Source organism: Sphingomonas sp., from assembly GCF_017745215.1.
Classification (GTDB): Bacteria; Pseudomonadota; Alphaproteobacteria; order Sphingomonadales; family Sphingomonadaceae; genus Sphingomonas.
Genome location: NZ_JAGHZV010000010.1, coordinates 19,690 through 35,651 on the forward strand (window position 1 = coordinate 19,690; position 15,962 = coordinate 35,651).

The following is a 15,962-nucleotide window of genomic DNA, read 5'->3' on the forward strand; positions in this document are numbered from 1 at the left end:
GACCCAGGGCCAAGAGCGACGTCGCCTGCCCCCCTGGATCCCGGCTTTCGCCGGGATGGCGGTTATAGGAAGACGCGTCTGCGAATGGAGGCTGGTGTATCATGAGCATCGAAAGCGCGCGCGCCTGGCTCGCCGAGCATGCGCCGGACCTCGCGATCATCGAGCACAGCCGCAGCACCGCCACCGTCGCCGAAGCCGCCGACGCGCTCGGGGTCGCGCCCGCGCGCATCGCCAAGACGCTGGCGCTGCGCTTCGACGACAGGGTCGTGCTCGTGGTCGCGCGCGGCGATGCGCGGATCGACAACGCCAAGTCCAGGGCGGCGTTCGGCGCGCGCCCGCGGATGCTCGACCCCGAGGACGCGCTCGCGGTGACCGGCCATGCCGTCGGCGGCGTCTGCCCCTTCGGCCTCGCCACGCCGGTCGACGTGCACTGCGACGTCTCGCTCCAGGGCTTCGCCACGGTCTTCCCCGCGGCGGGCTCGCTGGTCAGCTCGGTCGAAGTCGAGCCTCACCGGCTCGCGGCGCTGGTGTCGAAGGGCTGGGTCGACATCTGCAAGCTGCCGGAGTGAGCGCGGAGAACCGCCCTCGCCTCCAGAACTGTCACCCTGAGCTTGGGCGTGTCCTCAAGCGCCGAGCGGGTTTCGGCGCTCCTACCGCCGTCATCCCGGCGAAAGCCGGGACCCAGGGTTACAAAGGCATCGCTCGCGGCCCGGGGTTCCGGCTTTCGCCGGGATGACGACTCGAAAGGCAGCGGCGCTCCCGTTCCACCTGCTCTCGAAGCGCAATTGATGACACGCCCTTGTTTCAGGGTCCAACGCGTCACGAGGGATGCCGCCCGGAGGAGAGTTGGATGCTGAAACAAGTTCAGCGTGTCGGTTTGCGGCGTGAACGCGAGAGACTCTCTACTTCTCCGCGCCGAACTGGCTGAGCGCATTGCGCGCCGCATCGGCGATCGGCGTCCCCGGCGCCAGCTCGATCACCTGGCTCCATGCCGCGCGCGCGCCGGGCTCGTCGCCGCGCATCGCCGCGACATTGCCCGCCTCGAGCTGGATCGAGGGCTCGCCCGGCGCCAGCCTCAGCGCCTCGCGGATCGCCTTGTCCGCCTTCAGCAGGTCATTCACTCGCCGCGACAGCGTCGCCTGCAGCAGCCAGCCGAGCGCATCGTCGGGCGCGTTGAGCGTCGCTTCGTCGAGGTCGTCGCGCGCGCCCTGGCTGTCGCCGGAGGCAACGCGGGCCCGCGCCCGGTCGAGATAGGCCTCGCCCAGCGAATTGCCGACCAGCCCGCCGGAAGCGATCGCCGCATCCAATACGCCGCGTGCCTTCTCCGCCTCGCCCGCCGCCAGCCAGGCGTTGCCCGCCTTCGCCCAGCAATCGGCCGCGACGAGATCGCGCGCCGCATCGGCATCCTTCGCCGCCGCCTCGAACGCCGTCGCCGCCTCGGTCCAGCGCTGCTGGTTGGCGAGCGCCACGCCCAGGCACTGGCGCGCGAAATAGCTGCCGCCCGAGGCCTGCCACTTCGCCGCATCCGCCGCCGCGGCCGGCGCATCGGTGGCCGCGAGCTTCAGGCACTGGGTCAGCCTCGCCTTCGCATCCTCGTTCCAGGGAACGGGCAGCGGCAGCGCGGGCTGGAGCATCGTCAGGAAGGCAAGGAACATCGGCGGCTCACATCTTCGATCGCGCGCTCGATCAGCGCGATGTCCGCCTCGCGGCTGAGGCGGTGGTCGCCGTCCTTGATCAGGGTGACCTGCACGTCCGATGAACGGAGCAGCTCGACCAGCCGGAGGCTGCGCTGCCAGGCGACCGCAAAGTCCATCTGGCCGTGGACGATCCGCACCGGCACGCGCGTCTCGATCGCGCCGATCAGGATACGGTTGGCCTCGCCCGAGGCCCAGAAGGCACGGGTGGTGACCATCGGCGCGTCCGAATAGCCCGAGGGCCGCTCGAGCCGCCCGGTCTGGAGCATCGTCATCTTCTCGTCGTGGCTGAAGCCCCAGTCGGTGAAGTCGGGCGCCGGCGCGATCCCCACCATGCCGCACACCCGATCGGGCCGCGCGAGCGCGACCATCAGCATGATCCACCCGCCCATCGACGAGCCGACGAGCAGCACCGGCCCCTCGACAACCGTGTCGATCAGGCGCAGCACGTCGTCGCGCCAGCCGACCAGCGTCTGGTCCTCGAAGCTGCCCTCGCTCGCGCCGCAGCCGGCATAGTCGAAGCGCAGATAGGCGCGGCCGTTCGCCTGCGCCCATTGCTCGAGCGCAGTCGCCTTGGTGCCGGTCATGTCCGAGGCGTAGCCGGGGAGGAACATCACGGTCGGCCCCTCGCCCGGGGTCAGATGATAGGCGAGCCGCGGCGCGGCGGCGGCTTCGGGGTCGGCGGTCTCGGTCGTCGCGTCGGTCATGCGGCGCAGTCTAGGTGGCGCGGAGGATGAAGGGAAGCATCCCCAAGCGCGTTCAACGTCATCCCGGCGAAAGCCGGGACCCAGGGCCACGAGCGACGTCCCCTATAACCCTGGGTCCCGGCTTTCGCCGGGATGACGGCTCTGATCGCTAGAAGAAGAAGCTCCCCGGCTTCACGCCCGAGCAGATGTGGCGCAGCGCGCGCCATTGCTCCGCGTCGAGCACCGGCCTGGCACCCTTCACATCGCCCTTGTCGAACTCGGCCGCGCGGCTCGCCGAGCCCGGATGGCTCGCGAAATAGCCCTGGATCACGCCGTGCGCGCCCAGTTCCTTCTCTTCCTTCTCCATCCGCCGGAAGAAGTCCGCCGCGCCCTTGGTCGAGACCTGGTGCTTCTGCAGCGTCTCGATCGCATAGCTGTCCGCCCGCGCCTCGGCGTTCCGCGAATAGCTCGCGCCCAGCACCGCGTGCGAAAGCCCCGCGACATTGCCGTTCATGCCCTGGAACACCGCGCTCAGCCCCAGGTCGCGGATCAGCCCCTCGAGCGGGTCGCGATGCTCGTAATGGCCGATCTCATGCCCCAGCACCCCCGCGACTTCGTCCGCCGAGGCCGCCTGGTCGAGCAGCCCGCTGAATACCAGGATATGCCCGCCCGGGAAGGTCACCGCGTTGGGGATCGGGATGCTGACCACGCGGATGTCGACGCCGTTCGGCGCGCCGATCCGCTGCTCCAGCGCTGCCAGCGCCGCGTCGCCGTCCTTGGTGTGGCAGGCCCGCGTGCCGACGTCGCCGATCATCAGGTCGCCCATCTCGCGCTCGGTCGAGCGCGGGATCGCGCTCGCGATCAGCGGCGGCGACATCAGCACCGCCACCACCACGAGCACCGAGAGCACCGCGAAGACGATCACCGCAGGCACCAGCCCGATCCGGTCGATCACCCCGCCATAGCGTTTCGCGCCCGGCAGCATCGCCGCGATCCCCGCGGGCGGCTCGCCGTCGAGCCCGATCTTCCAGCCCGGCCGCTTGCGCAGCCCATATTGCGCCGCGCCGCCGGTCGCGCCCATCGAGACGAGGTCCTTGAAGGCATGGGGCTCGGTCTCGAACATCCCTTCGGCGAGCACGAACTGGTCGCCGCGCGGATAAAGGGTGCGGATCTGCTTCACGGCGCTCAGCCCGTCATAATGCCAGACGCGGACATTCTCACCGAGCAGGGCATCGGGCGCGAGCGGGCGCATCGACGTGGCCGCGGAAACAGGTGCGGGCCCAGGTGCGGGCTTCGGTTGCGGCAGCTGCGCAGCGATCGCTTCGGGCGCATCCTCCTCGAGCCCGATCCGCCAGCCCGGCCGCGCGGCATGGCCATAGACGGGCAGCCCGTCGGCCCTACCCGCGGGCACAAGGTCGGCGAAGGCATAGGGCCCGTCCTCCAGCCCGTCCTCGGTCAGGAAGAAGCTGCCACCCTCGGCGCGCAGCCACCGCGTGAACCGCGCCGCGCTGTGACCGTCCTCGTACCAGACCCGCATCCGCATCTCAGAAGGCCCCCACGTCGAAGGCGTCGAGCAGCCCCTCGCCCTGCCCCGGCGCGCGCGTGTCGGACTGCGTCATCTCGTCGAGGTTCACCGTGCCATAGGCATTGAGGTGCGTGATGAAGAAGCGCCAGTTGCGATAGCCGAGGAAGATCGATCCGATCCCCAGCGTGAACACCACCAGCGCGATGTTCACCACCATCAGCTTGAACCAGTCGGCCGTGGTCGCGTCGAACTCGAACTGCAGGTCGCCCAGCGTCAGCGAGCCGATCACTTCGCGGAAATAGGCCGAATAATAGAAGAGCGCGATCAGCCCCATCACCACGAAGAAGAGGATGTAGATGATGATGCCCACGGCAAGCCCGTTCGCCGCCGCATCCTCGCGCCGCGCGGCCGCATCGGGGCCGAGGACCGCAGCGGCGATGAAGGCGCCGACGAACAGCACGATCGGCAGCAGGTAATAGAGCAGGTAGCGCCCGATCAGCGGCGAGGAGCTCGCCTCGCTGTAGAAGTCGTCCGGCCCGAAGCTCATCTGGTTCCAGCGCTTGTTCCACAGGCTGGTCATCGCCCAGGGCACGAGGAAGCCGAAGACGAGCGAGCCGACGATGTTCCGCCACACATGCGACAGGCCGTAGCCGAAGCCCTGCGAATGGCTGCCGCCGCGGATGCCGTGCCAGAAGGTGCGGCTCAGCCGATAGCGCAGCGCGCGGAACATCGCGACGCCGACCAGGTACATGCCGAGCAGGTAGAGCGAGACGAACAGCAGCCCGCCATAGCCGGCCTCGCCGCGCGCCACGAGGATCTGGAAGAGGAACGACAGCCCGCCCAGCGGAATGCCGAAGATCAGGATCGCCATCACATAGCCGAGGAACAGCTCGAACCCGGTGCCGGTCCATTCGAGCCGGTCGTCGATGAAATGCGTCTGGCTCCAAAGGTAGCGCCGCTCGCGCGCCCGCGCCCAGAAGGTGTAGACGCCGAGCGTCACGATGGTGAGCAGCAGGTTGGTGAAGGCGATCGGCGCGAACTCTCGCCAGTCGCCGTGGAACCCGAAGGCCCGCGCCCTGTCCAAATTTTCGTCCATGTCACCCTGCCCCCTTCACGTACCTGTTCAACGCCAGCCCTGTTACACCGTCAAGACCGCTCAGAACGCCCCCATGTCGAAGGCGTCGAGCAGCCCCTCGCCCTGCCCCGGCCGCCGCGTCTCGGACTGCGTCATCTGCAGCAGGTCGACGTTCCCGTAGGCGTTCAGGTGGCGGATGAAGAAACGCCAGTTGCGGTAGCTCAGGAAGATCGCGCCGATCCCCAGCGTGAAGATCACCAGCGCGGTGTTCACCACCATCAGCCGGAACCAGTCGAACGTCGTCGCGTCGAATTCGAACTCGAGCTCGCCGAGCGACAGCGCGCGGATCGCCTCGCGGTAGAAGGCGGCATAATAGAACAGCGCGACCAGCCCGAGCAGCACGAAGAACACCAAGTAGAACACCACCGCCGCGACGGCGATCGTCGAGACGGCCTTGTCGATCGATCCCGTCGCGCCCAGCGTCACGAAGAAGACGAACAACCCCGCCAGGAGCACGATCGGCAGCAGGTAATAGAGCAGGAAGCGCCAGATCAGCGGCTGGTAACGCGCCGTCGCGCCGAAGGGATAGGGTCCGAAGCTCATCGCGCCCCAGCGCAGGTTCCACGTGCTCGTCTGCGACCAGGGGACCAGCAGCGAGAGGCCGAACGCCGCGATCAGGAAGACCACGCCGGTCTGCCAGGAAGCGCCCTCCCCCATCATCGCCGCCTGGGGCGTGAGATTGTAGATGCCGACGAGGAGCAGCAGCCCCGGCAGGAAATATGCGACGATCATCCGCCACAGGTTCGCGAGCGCATAGCCGAGCCCGCGCTGGTCGGTGCCGCCGCGGATCCCGTGCCAGAAGGTGCGGCTGAGGCGATAGCGCAGGCCCCGGAACACCGCGAGGCCGATGAGATAGGGCGCGAGCAGGTACAGGATGATGCCCAGCGCGAAGGCACCCGCCATCTCGCCGCGGGTGATCAGGATGCTCGCGGTCATCTGCAGCGCCCACAGCGGCACCACGATGACGAGGATCGCGATGACATAGCCGAGGAACAGCTCGAGCCCGGTGCCGGTCCATTCGAGCCGGTCGTCGATGAAGCGCGTCTGGCTCCACAGGTAGCGTCGCTCGCGGGCACGCGCCCAGAAGAGATAGACGCCCAGCGTCACGATGGTGAGCAGCAGGTTGGTGAACGCGATTCCCGCGAACTCGCGCCAATGCCCATGGAATTCGAACGCGCGCGGCGCCGCCTCCCCCTTGTCCATGCGAACTCCCCCTCGGCGCCGGATTCAACGCATGGGGGTGGCCAGCGTCAAGGCCAATCGACTGGCGGCAAAGGGGATTCCGATCGATTTCGGAGCAGGGTGTCCGAAATCCTGACCTTTAGCGACACCCGGTTTTCGACGCTTCCGTGCGTGGCAGCGTTCAAATCCTCCCCTGGAAGGGGAGGGGGACCGCCGCGAAGCGGTGGTGGAGGGGTAGCTCTCCGTCAGCCCTGCGGGCTGTCACCTCCCCTTCCAGGGGAGGATTTGAGGTTTCAGCTCAAATCGCCCCGCTGAACGTGTCGCATTGCCCCGGATCGCCCGAATCCAGCCCGCGCTTCAGCCAGCGCATCCGCTCCTCGGACGTGCCGTGGGTGAACTTGTCGGGCATCACCGTCCCCTGCGCCTCCCGTTGAAGGGTATCGTCGCCGATCGCGTGCGCGGCGGTCAGGCCTTCCTCGATGTCGCCGGGCTCGAGCCGGTCCTTGTTGTACGAGGCCCACACCCCCGCGAAGCAATCCGCTTGCAGCTCCAGCCGCACCGAGAGCTTGTTCGCCTCGGTCTCGCCCGCCGCCGCCTGGCGCCGCGACACTTCGTCCGAGATGCCGAGCAGGTCCTGGATATGGTGCCCCATCTCGTGCGCGATCACATAGTCGCGCGCGAAGTCGCCCTTCGCGCCGAAGCGCTGCGCCAGCTCGTCGAAGAAGGCGGTGTCGAGGTACACGCCGTCGTCGCCCGGGCAATAATAGGGCCCGACCGCCGACGAGGCGAAGCCGCACGCCGAATTGGCGCCGCCGGTGTAGAAATAGATCGTCGCGGGCTCGTACTGCTTGCCGGTCTTCCGGAAGATCGCCGCCCAGGTGAGGTCGGCGCTGTGCATCACCTTGCACGCCTCCAGCCGCGCCGGCGTGTTGCACACTCCCGAGCCGCTCTCCCCGGCGGTGGTGCTGACCGTCCCCGGCCCCGCGCCGGTCGAGACCAGCCCGCCGCCGCCCATCGACAGGTACACCGCCGCGACCACCGCGAGCAGCAGGAAGCCGCCGCAGCCCATCCGCCCGCTCAGGAAGAAGGGCAGCAGCCCGAGCAGCGGAAAGCCGCCGCCCCCGCCGCCGCTGCCCAGGTCGCGCGCATTCTCGGTGGGGTCGATGTCGTCCAGCCGCATGGAAGGTCCCGCCTGATGTTCCTCTTCCGCAACAATGCGCCAAGCGCGGCTTCGTTGCACCCCTGGAATCGCGTTGGCCGTGGCGAAATCGTGATGCGAGCCCAGCATCAACCGTCATCCCGGCGAAAGCCGGGACCCAGGGTTACAGAGGATTGCTGGGTGAACAGCGCCCCGCGCTGTTCAGGCCATGCTGGGAGCATGGCCGACCCGGCAATCGCTCGCGGCCCTGGGTCCCGGCTTTCGCCGGGATGACGACTTGGAGCGAGGGCGGCCCGCGCGGGCTGGAACGATGCCTCCACCTACTTAGGTTTAACCCCTGAGTCGGCCCCTTCCCTATCGTGCTGCATTGCGCCATGCCCCACGCCATGGCCGATGCAGACTCGCGCAAGCCCCGGCGCCGCTCTCCCGCCCTGCCGCTGCCGGACACGGTGGCGCTGGTGCTGCAGGGCGGCGGCGCGCTCGGCAGCTACCAGGCCGGCGTGATCGAAGCGCTCGACCATGCCCAGATCGAGATCGACTGGGTCGCGGGCATCTCGATCGGCGCCGTCAACGCCGCGATCCTCGCCGGCAACCCGCCCGAGCGCCGGCTCGAGCGCCTTCGCACCTTCTGGGACACGGTCAGCGCCTCGCTCCCCGACCTCGGCGTGCCCCTCGGCGACGGCATGCGCGAGCTCGTCCACGAATGGTCGGCCTCGATGGTCGCGGTGCAGGGCGTGCCGGGCTTCTTCACCCCGCGCTTCGTGCCCCCGGCCTTCGCCGTGCCCGGCACGATGGAGGCGCTCAGCTTCTACGATTCCTCCCCCTTGCGGAAGACGCTCGACACGCTCGTCGACTGGGACCTGCTCAACAACGGCCCCGTCCGCCTCTCGGTCGGCGCGGTCGACATCGAGAGCGGCAACTTCCGCTATTTCGACACGCATGTCGGCGACCGGATCGACGCGCGCCACATCATGGCCTCGGGCGCGCTCCCGCCCGGGCTGCCGCCGATCGAGATCGACGGCGCGCTGTGGTGGGACGGCGGGCTCGTCTCGAACACCCCGCTCACCCATGTGCTCGACAACCAGGAAGCGACGATGCTCGTCTTCCAGGTCGATCTCTTCCCCGCCCAGGCCGAGCGCCCGCGCACGATCATGGACGTGCTCGCGCGCGAGAAGGAGATCCGCTACTCCAGCCGCACCCGCGCGATCTCCGACGAGCGCATCCGCCGCCGCCGCGACCGCGAGCTCGCGCGCAAGGTGCTCGCCAAGCTGCCGCCCGAGCTCCAGGCCGACCCCGACGTGCAGGAGCTCACGCGCCGCGCCGCCGAGAAGCCGGTCAGCCTCGTCCAGCTCATCTACCGCGCCAACCGCTGGGAAGGCGGCAGCCGCGACTTCGAATTCTCGCGCCGCACGATGCACGAGCATTGGCAGGCCGGCCTCGCCGACGTCGCCGAGACGATGGCGAACGCGCGGCTGATCGCCCAGGACATCATCGAGGGCAAGACCGCCGCCTTCGACCTCACCCAACGCTAAGCCAGGAGTCTCCCATGTTCCTCAAGGGCAAGTCCGCGATCGTCACCGGCTCCACTTCGGGCATCGGTCTCGCCTATGCCAAGGCGCTCGCGGCCGAGGGCGCCGGCGTGATGATCAACGGCTTCGGCGACGCCGCCGCGATCGAGACCGAGCGCGCCAACCTCGCCACGATCAGCGGCGCCAAGGCGCTCTACGACGCCGCCGACATGACCAGGCCCGACCAGATCGAAGCGATGGTCAAGCGCTGCCACGACGAGCTGGGCGGACCCGACATCATCATCAACAATGCCGGCATCCAGCACGTCGCGCCGATCGAGGATTTCCCGCCCGAGAAGTATGACGCGATCATCGCGATCAACCTCTCCTCGGCCTGGCACATGATCCGCGCCGCGGTGCCGTTCATGAAGGCGGCGAACTGGGGCCGGATCATCTCGACGGCGAGTGCGCACAGCCTCGTCGCCAGCCCCAACAAGTCGGCCTATGTCATGGCCAAGCACGGCATCGCCGGGCTCACCAAGACGATCGCGCTCGAAGTCGCGACGAACGGCATCACGGTCAACTGCGTCTCGCCCGGCTATGTCTGGACCCCGCTGGTCGAGAACCAGATCCCCGACACGATGAAGACCCGCAACATGACCCGCGAGCAGGTGATCAACGACGTGCTGCTCGACGCGCAGCCGACCAAGGCCTTCGTCCAGCCCGAGGAAGTCGCCGCGCTGGTGCTGTTCCTCTGCCGCGACGAGGCCAAGTCCATCACCGGGGCCAATTATTCGATCGACGGAGGCTGGACCGCGGCCTGATCCACCGCCACAAGGAGGCGGGGCGGGCGGAAGGCGAGGACGATGGCTGGACGCGCTGCACCCCTGATTGCCCTGATGCTGCTCGCCGGTTGCGGCGGCCACGACAAGCGGCCCGAACGTGCTGCCCCCGTCGACTGGCGCAGCATGGCGACCCAGCCCGACCGCGATCGCCTCCGCGGCTGGCGGACGGCGTGGGACGCGGCGCTCGCCAAGGCGCGGCTCGCCGACCCGCAGGCGATCGCCGGAGACGCCGCGCTGTTCGACCCCGACCATGCCCTCGCCGACCCGACGCTCCCGCCCGGCCGCTACCGCTGCCGCACCTACAAGCTCGGCGGCGCGGGCACGGCGATGCGCGACTTCACTGCCTATCCCTGGTTCGAATGCAACGTCGCCGACGAGGGCGAGGTCGTCAGCCTCGACAAGCGCACGGGCTCGCAGCGCCCGACCGGGCTGTTGTTCAAGGATTCGGCGGGCGGTGGGAGGCTGATCTTCCTCGGCACGCTGATGCTCGGCGACGAGACCGCGCCGCTGCGCTACGGCACCGACGCGACGCGCGACATGATCGGCTATGTCGAGCGCATCGGCCCGAAGCGCTGGCGCTGGGTGGTGCCGTCGCCCCGCTTCGAATCGCTGCTGGATGTCACCGAGCTGGTGCCGGTGGAGTAACGGTCAGGCATTCTCACGCCCTCTCGACCGTCATCCCGGCGAAAGCCGGGACCCAGGGCCGCGCGCGACACGGCTTGCTGCCCTGGGTCCCGGCTTTCGCCGGGATGACGGATTGGGGTCACCATACGCTACGGCACCGACGCGACGCACGATATCATCGGCTACGTCGAGCGCATCGGTCCCAGGCGCTGGCGCTGGGTGGTGCCGTCGCCGCGCTTCGAATCGCTGCTTGACGTGACCGAGCTCGTGCCGGTGGAATAACGGTCGGGTATTCTCGCGCCCTCTCGACCGTCATCCCGGCGAAAGCCGGGACCCAGGGTTACGGAAGACATCGCTCGCGGCCCCGGGTCCCGGCTTTCGCCGGGATGACGGATTGGGGGGTCACCCCCGCCCGAGGAACGCGATCCGGTTTTGCACCACCAGCGCCTCGTAGAAGTTCAGATGGTCCGGCACGTCCGCCATGTGGACGATCACGTCCGCCATGTCCCGCGGCCGCGCCGCGCGGTCCTCGGGCAGGCTCGCCACCGTCGGCGACAGCTCGGTCGCCACCACGCCCGGATGGAAGATCGACACCGCGACATTATGCGCCCGCCCGTCGATCGCCAGCGCCCGCGTCAGCCCGTCCAGCCCCCATTTGCTCGCGGTATAGGCCGGGCTCTCGGGCCGCGGCACCCGGGCCGAGATCGAGCCGACGTTGATGATCCGGCCATGCCCCTGCGGCTTCATCACCCGGAACGCCTCGCGCGCGCACAGGAACGCCGAAGTGAGGTTGGTATCGATCACCCGGTGCCACAGCGCCAGCTCGGTCTGCTCGATCGGCGTGCTGTCGGCGATTCCCGCATTGTTGACCAGCACGTCGACCCGCCCGAACCGCGCCATCGCCCGGTCGAACAGCGCCGCCACCGCCGTTTCGTCGGTCACGTCGGTCGTCACCGCCAGCGCCTCGCCGCCCGCCGCTTCGATCTTCGCGACCAGCCCGTCCAGCCGCTCCGCCCGCCGTGCCGCGAGCACGACCTTCGCGCCCCTTTCGGCAAAGGCCTCGCCGCACGCCTCGCCGATCCCCGAGCTCGCGCCCGTCACCACCACCACGCGATCCTTCAGGATGCTCACGCCTGCCTCTCCCGCTTGTTCGACGATCCCATATTGGATTCGTCATCAACGGAAAAGCCGGCAGATGCCTATTGCGGGCAGAGGAAGCTGGCGGTGGTGTCGCTGAGCGGCCCGGGCCACTGGCCGAACTGGATCGCGCCGCTGTAGAAATAGAGCGGCGAGGCGGGGAAGGCCATGTTGAGGTTGAACGGCAGCAGGTCCGGATCGTCGCCCTGCGCGATCATGGTGAGCGGGAAGCCGATCGCATAGCTGTCGCTGTAGATGAAGATCAGCCCGGTGAAGGGCGCGATCACCGGCGCGGCGGGATTGGGGAAGGAGAGCGTGCCGGTCACCGGCACCACTTCGCACTTGGCGTCGCCGGGATCGGCGGTCCCTTCGGCGAACGACGTGGCGGTGTCGGGGATCTCGATCGTCAGGTCATAGTCGAAGCCCGACTGGCCATCGGTCATGATCTCCGGGCTGTAGACGGTGAGCTTCAGCGTGACGGTCTCGGCCATGTCGTCCCCTTTCCATGCTGCGACACAGCATAATCGAGGGAGCGAAGGCGCAATATTGCGGAATCCTTCATCGCATCGCCGCAACAGTCACGCGAGAATGAGTTGGATTTTTCCTCGACCTTGCAAAGTAGGACTTGGCTTGCGAGCTTCGGCGGTGCTCTTTCTCGTCGTTGAAGATGCTGGATGTCTCTTGATCGATCTGATCGATCAGAGGCTCCGGAGCGTTTCTGCAATGATTGGTGTCAACCGTGTCAACCGTTATCGATTTCCTCGATCACTCGGTCGCTTCTGCAGCGAAATCCAGCCCGATGTCCGCCGCCGGGGCCGACTGGGTGATCCGCCCGACGCTGATATAGGTCACTCCCGTCTCGGCGATCGCGCGGATCGTGTCGAGCCGCACGCCGCCCGAGGCTTCGGTCGGCACCCGCCCGCCGACCAGCGCCACGGCCTCGCGCAGCACCGGCAGGCCCATGTTGTCGAGCAGCAGGTGCGTCGCGCCAGCTGCCAGCGCCGGCTCGATCTGGTCGATCCGGTCGACCTCGACGATGATCCGCGTGATCCCCGCCGCCGCCGCGCGCCGCACCGCTTCGCCAACCGATCCGGCGACCGCGACATGATTGTCCTTGATCATCGCCGCGTCCCACAGCCCGAGCCGGTGGTTGGTCGCCCCGCCCATCCGCGTCGCATATTTCTCGAGCAGGCGCAGCCCCGGCAGCGTCTTGCGCGTGTCGAGCAGGATCGCCCCCGTCCCGACGATCGCATCGACATAGGACCGCGTCAGCGTCGCGATCCCCGAGAGATGCTGCACCGTGTTGAGCGCCGATCGCTCCGCCGTGAGCAGCGCGCGCGCCTTGCCGCGGAGCCGCAGCAGGTCGGTCCCCGCAGAGACTCGGTCGCCGTCCGCCACCAGCCGCTCGATCGCCACCTCGGGGTCGAGCGCGCGGAAGAAGGCTTCGGCGATCGGCAGCCCGGCGACGATGATCGCGTCGCGGCTGTCCATCACCCCGCCGAACCGCGCCTCGGCCGGGATCACCGCGGCGGAGGTGATGTCGCCTCCCCCGCCCAGATCCTCGGCGAGCGTGGCGGCGACGAAGGTGTCGAGGTCGAACCCGGGGATGGTCATGCTCATGGCCGCACCCCCTATAGTTTCGCGTTCGCCGCAGCTAGGGTCCGCGGCATCCAGAGGGGATTCCAATGCGCTCCATCCTTGCCACCTTGCTTCTCGGCGCGTCGCTCAGCGGCGCCGTCGCCACCGCTCCCGTCGCCGCCGTCCGCCCCGCGCCCGCCGCGGCGGAGGCCGCCTTCGCGTCGATCGGCCAGCGCTACGTCGCGTCCATCGCCCGCTTCGCACCGAGCTACGCGACCACGCTCGGCGACCACAGCGCCGACACCAAATTGCCCGACGTCACCGCCGCCGGCCGCGCCGCCCAGGCGAAGTTCGAGGCAGGCCTGCTCGCCGAGCTGGCGAAGCTCGACCGCAAGGCGCTGAGCCGCGACAGCCAGGTCGACGCCGCGATGCTCGAGAACCAGCTGCGCTACGACCTCTGGGACCTCGAGACGCTGCAGAGCTGGGCGTGGAACCCGCAGGGCTACAACGACATCGCCGCGGGCGCGCTCTACGGCCTCGCCGCGCGCGACTTCGCGCCGTGGGGCGTGCGGATGAAGGCCGCGATCGCGCGGATGGAGGGCCTGCCCGCGCTGCTCGCCGAGACGCGCAGGCAGCTCGTCCCCGCGCGCGTCCCCGCGATCTTCGCGACCACCGTCTCGAAGCAGAATTCGGGGATCGTCGAGATCGCCGAGGGCATGCTCGCGCCGCACAAGGATGCGCTCCCGGCCGCCGACCAGAAGCGCTTCGACGCCGCGCTGGCGGCGCTGAAGACCGCCGTCGCCGAGCACCAGAAGTGGCTCGACACCGTCCTCGTCCCCGCAGCCAAGGGCGACTTCCGCCTCGGCGCCAAGCTGTACGACGAGAAGATGAAGTTCGCGCTGCTCTCGGACCTCAGCCGCGCCGAGCTCAAGGCGCGCGCGGAGAAGGCCAAGCTCGACACCCGCGCCGAGATGTACGCGCTCGCCCGCCAGGTGCTCGGCGCCTCGGCCGATCGCCCCGAGGCGCCCTCGGCCGCACAGCAGCAGGCGGCGATCGAAGCCGCGCTCGAGCTCAGCTACGCCAAGCGGCCCGCGCGCGCCGAGCTGATGGACAAGGCCCGCGCGACGCTGGCCCAGGCGACCGACTTCGTCCGCGCCAAGGGGCTGATCACGCTGCCTGACGCGCCGGTGAAGATCATCACCATGCCGGTGTTCCAGCAAGGCAATGCGGTGGCCTATTGCGACTCGCCCGGGCCCTTGGAGCGCCAGCTCGACACCTTCTACGCCATCTCGCCGATCCCCGCCGACTGGAGCGACGAGCAGGCCACCTCGTTCCTGCGCGAATACAACGACTATATGATCCACGACCTCGGCATCCACGAGGCGATGCCGGGCCACTACGTCCAGATCGCGCATTCGAACGACAATCCCTCGACGCTGCGCGCGCTGCTCTCCTCGGGCTCGTTCGTCGAAGGCTGGGCAGTCTATGCCGAGGGGATGATGGCCGACGCCGACTATCTGGACGGCGATCCGCTGTTCAAGCTCACCGTGCTCAAGATGCGGCTGCGCTCGATCACCAACACGCTGCTCGACATCGGCATCCAGACCGAGGGCATGACCCGCGACCAGGCGATGGCGCTGATGACCCAGGGCGCCTTCCAGCAGGAGCGCGAAGCGGCGGGCAAATGGGTGCGCGCCAGCCTGAGCTCCACCCAGCTGCTCAGCTATTTCCTCGGCTACACCGAGCATATGGCGATGCGCGAGGAAGCCAAGGCCAGGCAGGGCGCCGCCTTCGACCTCAAGAAGTACAATGACTCGGTGCTCAGCCACGGCTCGCCGCCGGCGCGGTTCGTGCGCGAGCTGATGTTCGGGCTGCCGATCGAATGATCGGCGAGGCGCCGAGCATCGGGGGGCTCGGCATCCGCGGGCTCGACTCGCTCTGGGCGCGGCTGAGCGGCCGCGTCCCGCCCGAGCCGCTGCGGATGGCGGACCGGCTGATCCTCGACGGGCTCGGGCTCGGGCTCGAGCAGGCGATGCGTTACCTGCGCCTCGAGGCGCCCGAGCTCGCCGAGTTCGAGGCCTGGATCGTCGCCACCGCGGGCGAGCCCGATCCCGAGACGGTCGCGCGCTACCACGCCTGGCTCGACGGCCTGCCGCCGCCGCCCACCACCGCCGCGCGGATCGCCGCGATCGACGCGCTGCCGCCGGTGCTCGACACCGCCGACCTCGCGCATTGGGACGCGCACGGCTGGGTGATCCTCCGCCAGGCGATCACCCCCGACGAGGCGCGCGCCTCGGCAGAGCTGCTCTGGCGGGTCACCGGCGCGCGGCTCGACGAGCCTGCGAGCTGGTATGGGCTCGATGCGCAGGGGATCATGATCCAGTGCTTCCAGGCCCCCGAACTCGAGGCGCCGCGCCGCTCGGATCGCGTCCACAAGGCGTTCGCCCAGCTCTGGGGCACCGCCGACCTCTGGCACCGCATCGACCGGATGAGCTTCAACCCGCCCGAGCGCGGCGGCTATATGTTCCCCGGCCCGCACCTCCATTGGGACGAGAGCATCGCCCCGCCGATCCCCTTCGCGACGCAGGGCATCCTCTATTTCACCGACACCGCCGCCCACCAGGGCGCGCTGCGGCTCGTCCCCGGCTTCCACCATCGCCTCGCCGAGGGCTGGCTGGGAGCGTTGGACGATGCCGATCCGCGCGAGGTGGACCTGAGCGCCGAGGCGATCCCGATCCCCGCCAGCGCCGGCGACCTGATCATCTGGCGCCAGGAACTCCCCCATGGCGCCAGCCCCAACCGCGCCGCGCTGCCGCGCATGGCGCAATATGTCACGATGGTCTCGGCCGACCTGGTACCGAACCCCGTGTGGCGGTGAGCCTTTCTCCT

15 protein-coding genes and 1 pseudogene are annotated in these 15,962 nt (G+C 68.9%); 7 read left to right on the forward strand and 9 right to left on the reverse strand.

All coding sequences use genetic code 11. The features are described 5' to 3' along the window. The first annotated feature begins 101 nt into the window (after positions 1–101). Positions 102–569 (forward strand): YbaK/EbsC family protein, encoded by a 468-nt coding sequence (locus J7495_RS11765; RefSeq protein ID WP_294056696.1) that lies wholly within the window; start codon positions 102–104, stop codon positions 567–569. 333 nt (positions 570–902) lie between these two features. Here the strand turns inward: J7495_RS11765 and J7495_RS11770 are convergent, their stop codons facing one another. The 6 genes from J7495_RS11770 to J7495_RS11795 form a co-directional block, all read right to left on the reverse strand. After that, the gene (locus J7495_RS11770; RefSeq protein WP_294056697.1) at positions 903–1,655 is read right to left on the reverse strand and encodes a hypothetical protein; all 753 of its coding nucleotides are present in this window, start codon (positions 1,653–1,655) and stop codon (positions 903–905) included. Next, a complete protein-coding gene (locus J7495_RS11775) occupies positions 1,637–2,401 on the reverse strand; it encodes an alpha/beta hydrolase (RefSeq protein WP_294056698.1) in 765 nt (254 codons plus the stop codon). Before J7495_RS11775 ends, J7495_RS11770 begins: the two co-directional genes overlap by 19 nt. A gap of 148 nt (positions 2,402–2,549) precedes the next feature. Further along, on the reverse strand, positions 2,550–3,917 hold the full coding sequence (locus J7495_RS11780) for a M48 family metallopeptidase (RefSeq protein WP_294056699.1): 1,368 nt from the start codon (positions 3,915–3,917) through the stop codon (positions 2,550–2,552). A gap of 7 nt (positions 3,918–3,924) precedes the next feature. Further along, the gene (locus J7495_RS11785; protein WP_294056700.1) at positions 3,925–5,001 is read right to left on the reverse strand and encodes a YjgN family protein; all 1,077 of its coding nucleotides are present in this window, start codon (positions 4,999–5,001) and stop codon (positions 3,925–3,927) included. A gap of 60 nt (positions 5,002–5,061) precedes the next feature. After that, on the reverse strand, positions 5,062–6,243 hold the full coding sequence (locus J7495_RS11790; RefSeq protein ID WP_294056701.1) for a YjgN family protein: 1,182 nt from the start codon (positions 6,241–6,243) through the stop codon (positions 5,062–5,064). A 277-nt stretch (positions 6,244–6,520) separates the two neighbouring features. Next, positions 6,521–7,402, reverse strand: a complete 882-nt coding sequence (locus tag J7495_RS11795; RefSeq protein WP_294056702.1) for a neutral zinc metallopeptidase — start codon at positions 7,400–7,402, stop codon at positions 6,521–6,523. Positions 7,403–7,767: 365 nt separating this feature from the next. Here J7495_RS11795 and J7495_RS11800 point away from each other — a divergent pair, with 365 nt between their 5' ends. From J7495_RS11800 to J7495_RS11815, 4 genes and pseudogenes are all read left to right on the forward strand, one after another. Next, the gene (locus J7495_RS11800; protein WP_294056703.1) at positions 7,768–8,913 is read left to right on the forward strand and encodes a patatin-like phospholipase family protein; all 1,146 of its coding nucleotides are present in this window, start codon (positions 7,768–7,770) and stop codon (positions 8,911–8,913) included. 14 nt (positions 8,914–8,927) lie between these two features. Continuing rightward, on the forward strand, positions 8,928–9,713 hold the full coding sequence (locus J7495_RS11805; protein ID WP_294056704.1) for a 3-hydroxybutyrate dehydrogenase: 786 nt from the start codon (positions 8,928–8,930) through the stop codon (positions 9,711–9,713). A gap of 42 nt (positions 9,714–9,755) precedes the next feature. Next, positions 9,756–10,379, forward strand: coding sequence for a DUF4893 domain-containing protein (locus J7495_RS11810; protein WP_294056705.1), 624 nt, complete (start codon positions 9,756–9,758; stop codon positions 10,377–10,379). Between the two features lie 123 nt (positions 10,380–10,502). After that, positions 10,503–10,640: pseudogene (locus J7495_RS11815) on the forward strand (DUF4893 domain-containing protein); the annotation flags it as partial. 120 nt (positions 10,641–10,760) lie between these two features. On the opposite strand, the gene J7495_RS11820 reads toward J7495_RS11815, so the two are convergent. The 3 genes from J7495_RS11820 to nadC all read right to left on the reverse strand — a co-directional run bounded on the left by J7495_RS11820 (position 10,761) and on the right by nadC (position 13,115). Next, positions 10,761–11,489, reverse strand: coding sequence for an SDR family oxidoreductase (locus J7495_RS11820; RefSeq protein ID WP_294056706.1), 729 nt, complete (start codon positions 11,487–11,489; stop codon positions 10,761–10,763). 68 nt (positions 11,490–11,557) lie between these two features. Continuing rightward, entirely contained in the window at positions 11,558–11,986 is a 429-nt protein-coding gene (locus J7495_RS11825) for a hypothetical protein (RefSeq protein WP_294056707.1), read from the reverse strand. A gap of 274 nt (positions 11,987–12,260) precedes the next feature. Then, positions 12,261–13,115: a carboxylating nicotinate-nucleotide diphosphorylase gene (gene nadC / locus J7495_RS11830; protein WP_294056708.1), complete on the reverse strand. Its 855-nt coding sequence runs from the start codon at positions 13,113–13,115 to the stop codon at positions 12,261–12,263. A 65-nt stretch (positions 13,116–13,180) separates the two neighbouring features. Between nadC and J7495_RS11835 the strand changes: the two genes are divergently transcribed. Together J7495_RS11835 and J7495_RS11840 are read left to right on the forward strand one after the other, a co-directional pair. Beyond that, a complete protein-coding gene (locus J7495_RS11835) occupies positions 13,181–14,959 on the forward strand; it encodes a DUF885 domain-containing protein (RefSeq protein WP_294056709.1) in 1,779 nt (592 codons plus the stop codon). Then, positions 14,956–15,951 (forward strand): phytanoyl-CoA dioxygenase family protein, encoded by a 996-nt coding sequence (locus tag J7495_RS11840; protein ID WP_294056710.1) that lies wholly within the window; start codon positions 14,956–14,958, stop codon positions 15,949–15,951. Before J7495_RS11835 ends, J7495_RS11840 begins: the two co-directional genes overlap by 4 nt. Positions 15,952–15,962: the final 11 nt, after the last annotated feature.

Coding starts and splice junctions, on each gene's coding strand:
- J7495_RS11765 (WP_294056696.1), top strand. CDS start 102: ATGAGCATCGAAAGCGCGCGCGCCTGGCTCGCCGAGCATGCGCCGGAC.
- J7495_RS11770 (WP_294056697.1), bottom strand. CDS start 1,655: ATGTTCCTTGCCTTCCTGACGATGCTCCAGCCCGCGCTGCCGCTGCCC.
- J7495_RS11775 (WP_294056698.1), bottom strand. CDS start 2,401: ATGACCGACGCGACGACCGAGACCGCCGACCCCGAAGCCGCCGCCGCG.
- J7495_RS11780 (WP_294056699.1), bottom strand. CDS start 3,917: ATGCGGGTCTGGTACGAGGACGGTCACAGCGCGGCGCGGTTCACGCGG.
- J7495_RS11785 (WP_294056700.1), bottom strand. CDS start 5,001: ATGGACGAAAATTTGGACAGGGCGCGGGCCTTCGGGTTCCACGGCGAC.
- J7495_RS11790 (WP_294056701.1), bottom strand. CDS start 6,243: ATGGACAAGGGGGAGGCGGCGCCGCGCGCGTTCGAATTCCATGGGCAT.
- J7495_RS11795 (WP_294056702.1), bottom strand. CDS start 7,402: ATGCGGCTGGACGACATCGACCCCACCGAGAATGCGCGCGACCTGGGC.
- J7495_RS11800 (WP_294056703.1), top strand. CDS start 7,768: ATGGCCGATGCAGACTCGCGCAAGCCCCGGCGCCGCTCTCCCGCCCTG.
- J7495_RS11805 (WP_294056704.1), top strand. CDS start 8,928: ATGTTCCTCAAGGGCAAGTCCGCGATCGTCACCGGCTCCACTTCGGGC.
- J7495_RS11810 (WP_294056705.1), top strand. CDS start 9,756: ATGGCTGGACGCGCTGCACCCCTGATTGCCCTGATGCTGCTCGCCGGT.
- J7495_RS11825 (WP_294056707.1), bottom strand. CDS start 11,986: ATGGCCGAGACCGTCACGCTGAAGCTCACCGTCTACAGCCCGGAGATC.
- nadC (WP_294056708.1), bottom strand. CDS start 13,115: ATGAGCATGACCATCCCCGGGTTCGACCTCGACACCTTCGTCGCCGCC.
- J7495_RS11835 (WP_294056709.1), top strand. CDS start 13,181: ATGCGCTCCATCCTTGCCACCTTGCTTCTCGGCGCGTCGCTCAGCGGC.
- J7495_RS11840 (WP_294056710.1), top strand. CDS start 14,956: ATGATCGGCGAGGCGCCGAGCATCGGGGGGCTCGGCATCCGCGGGCTC.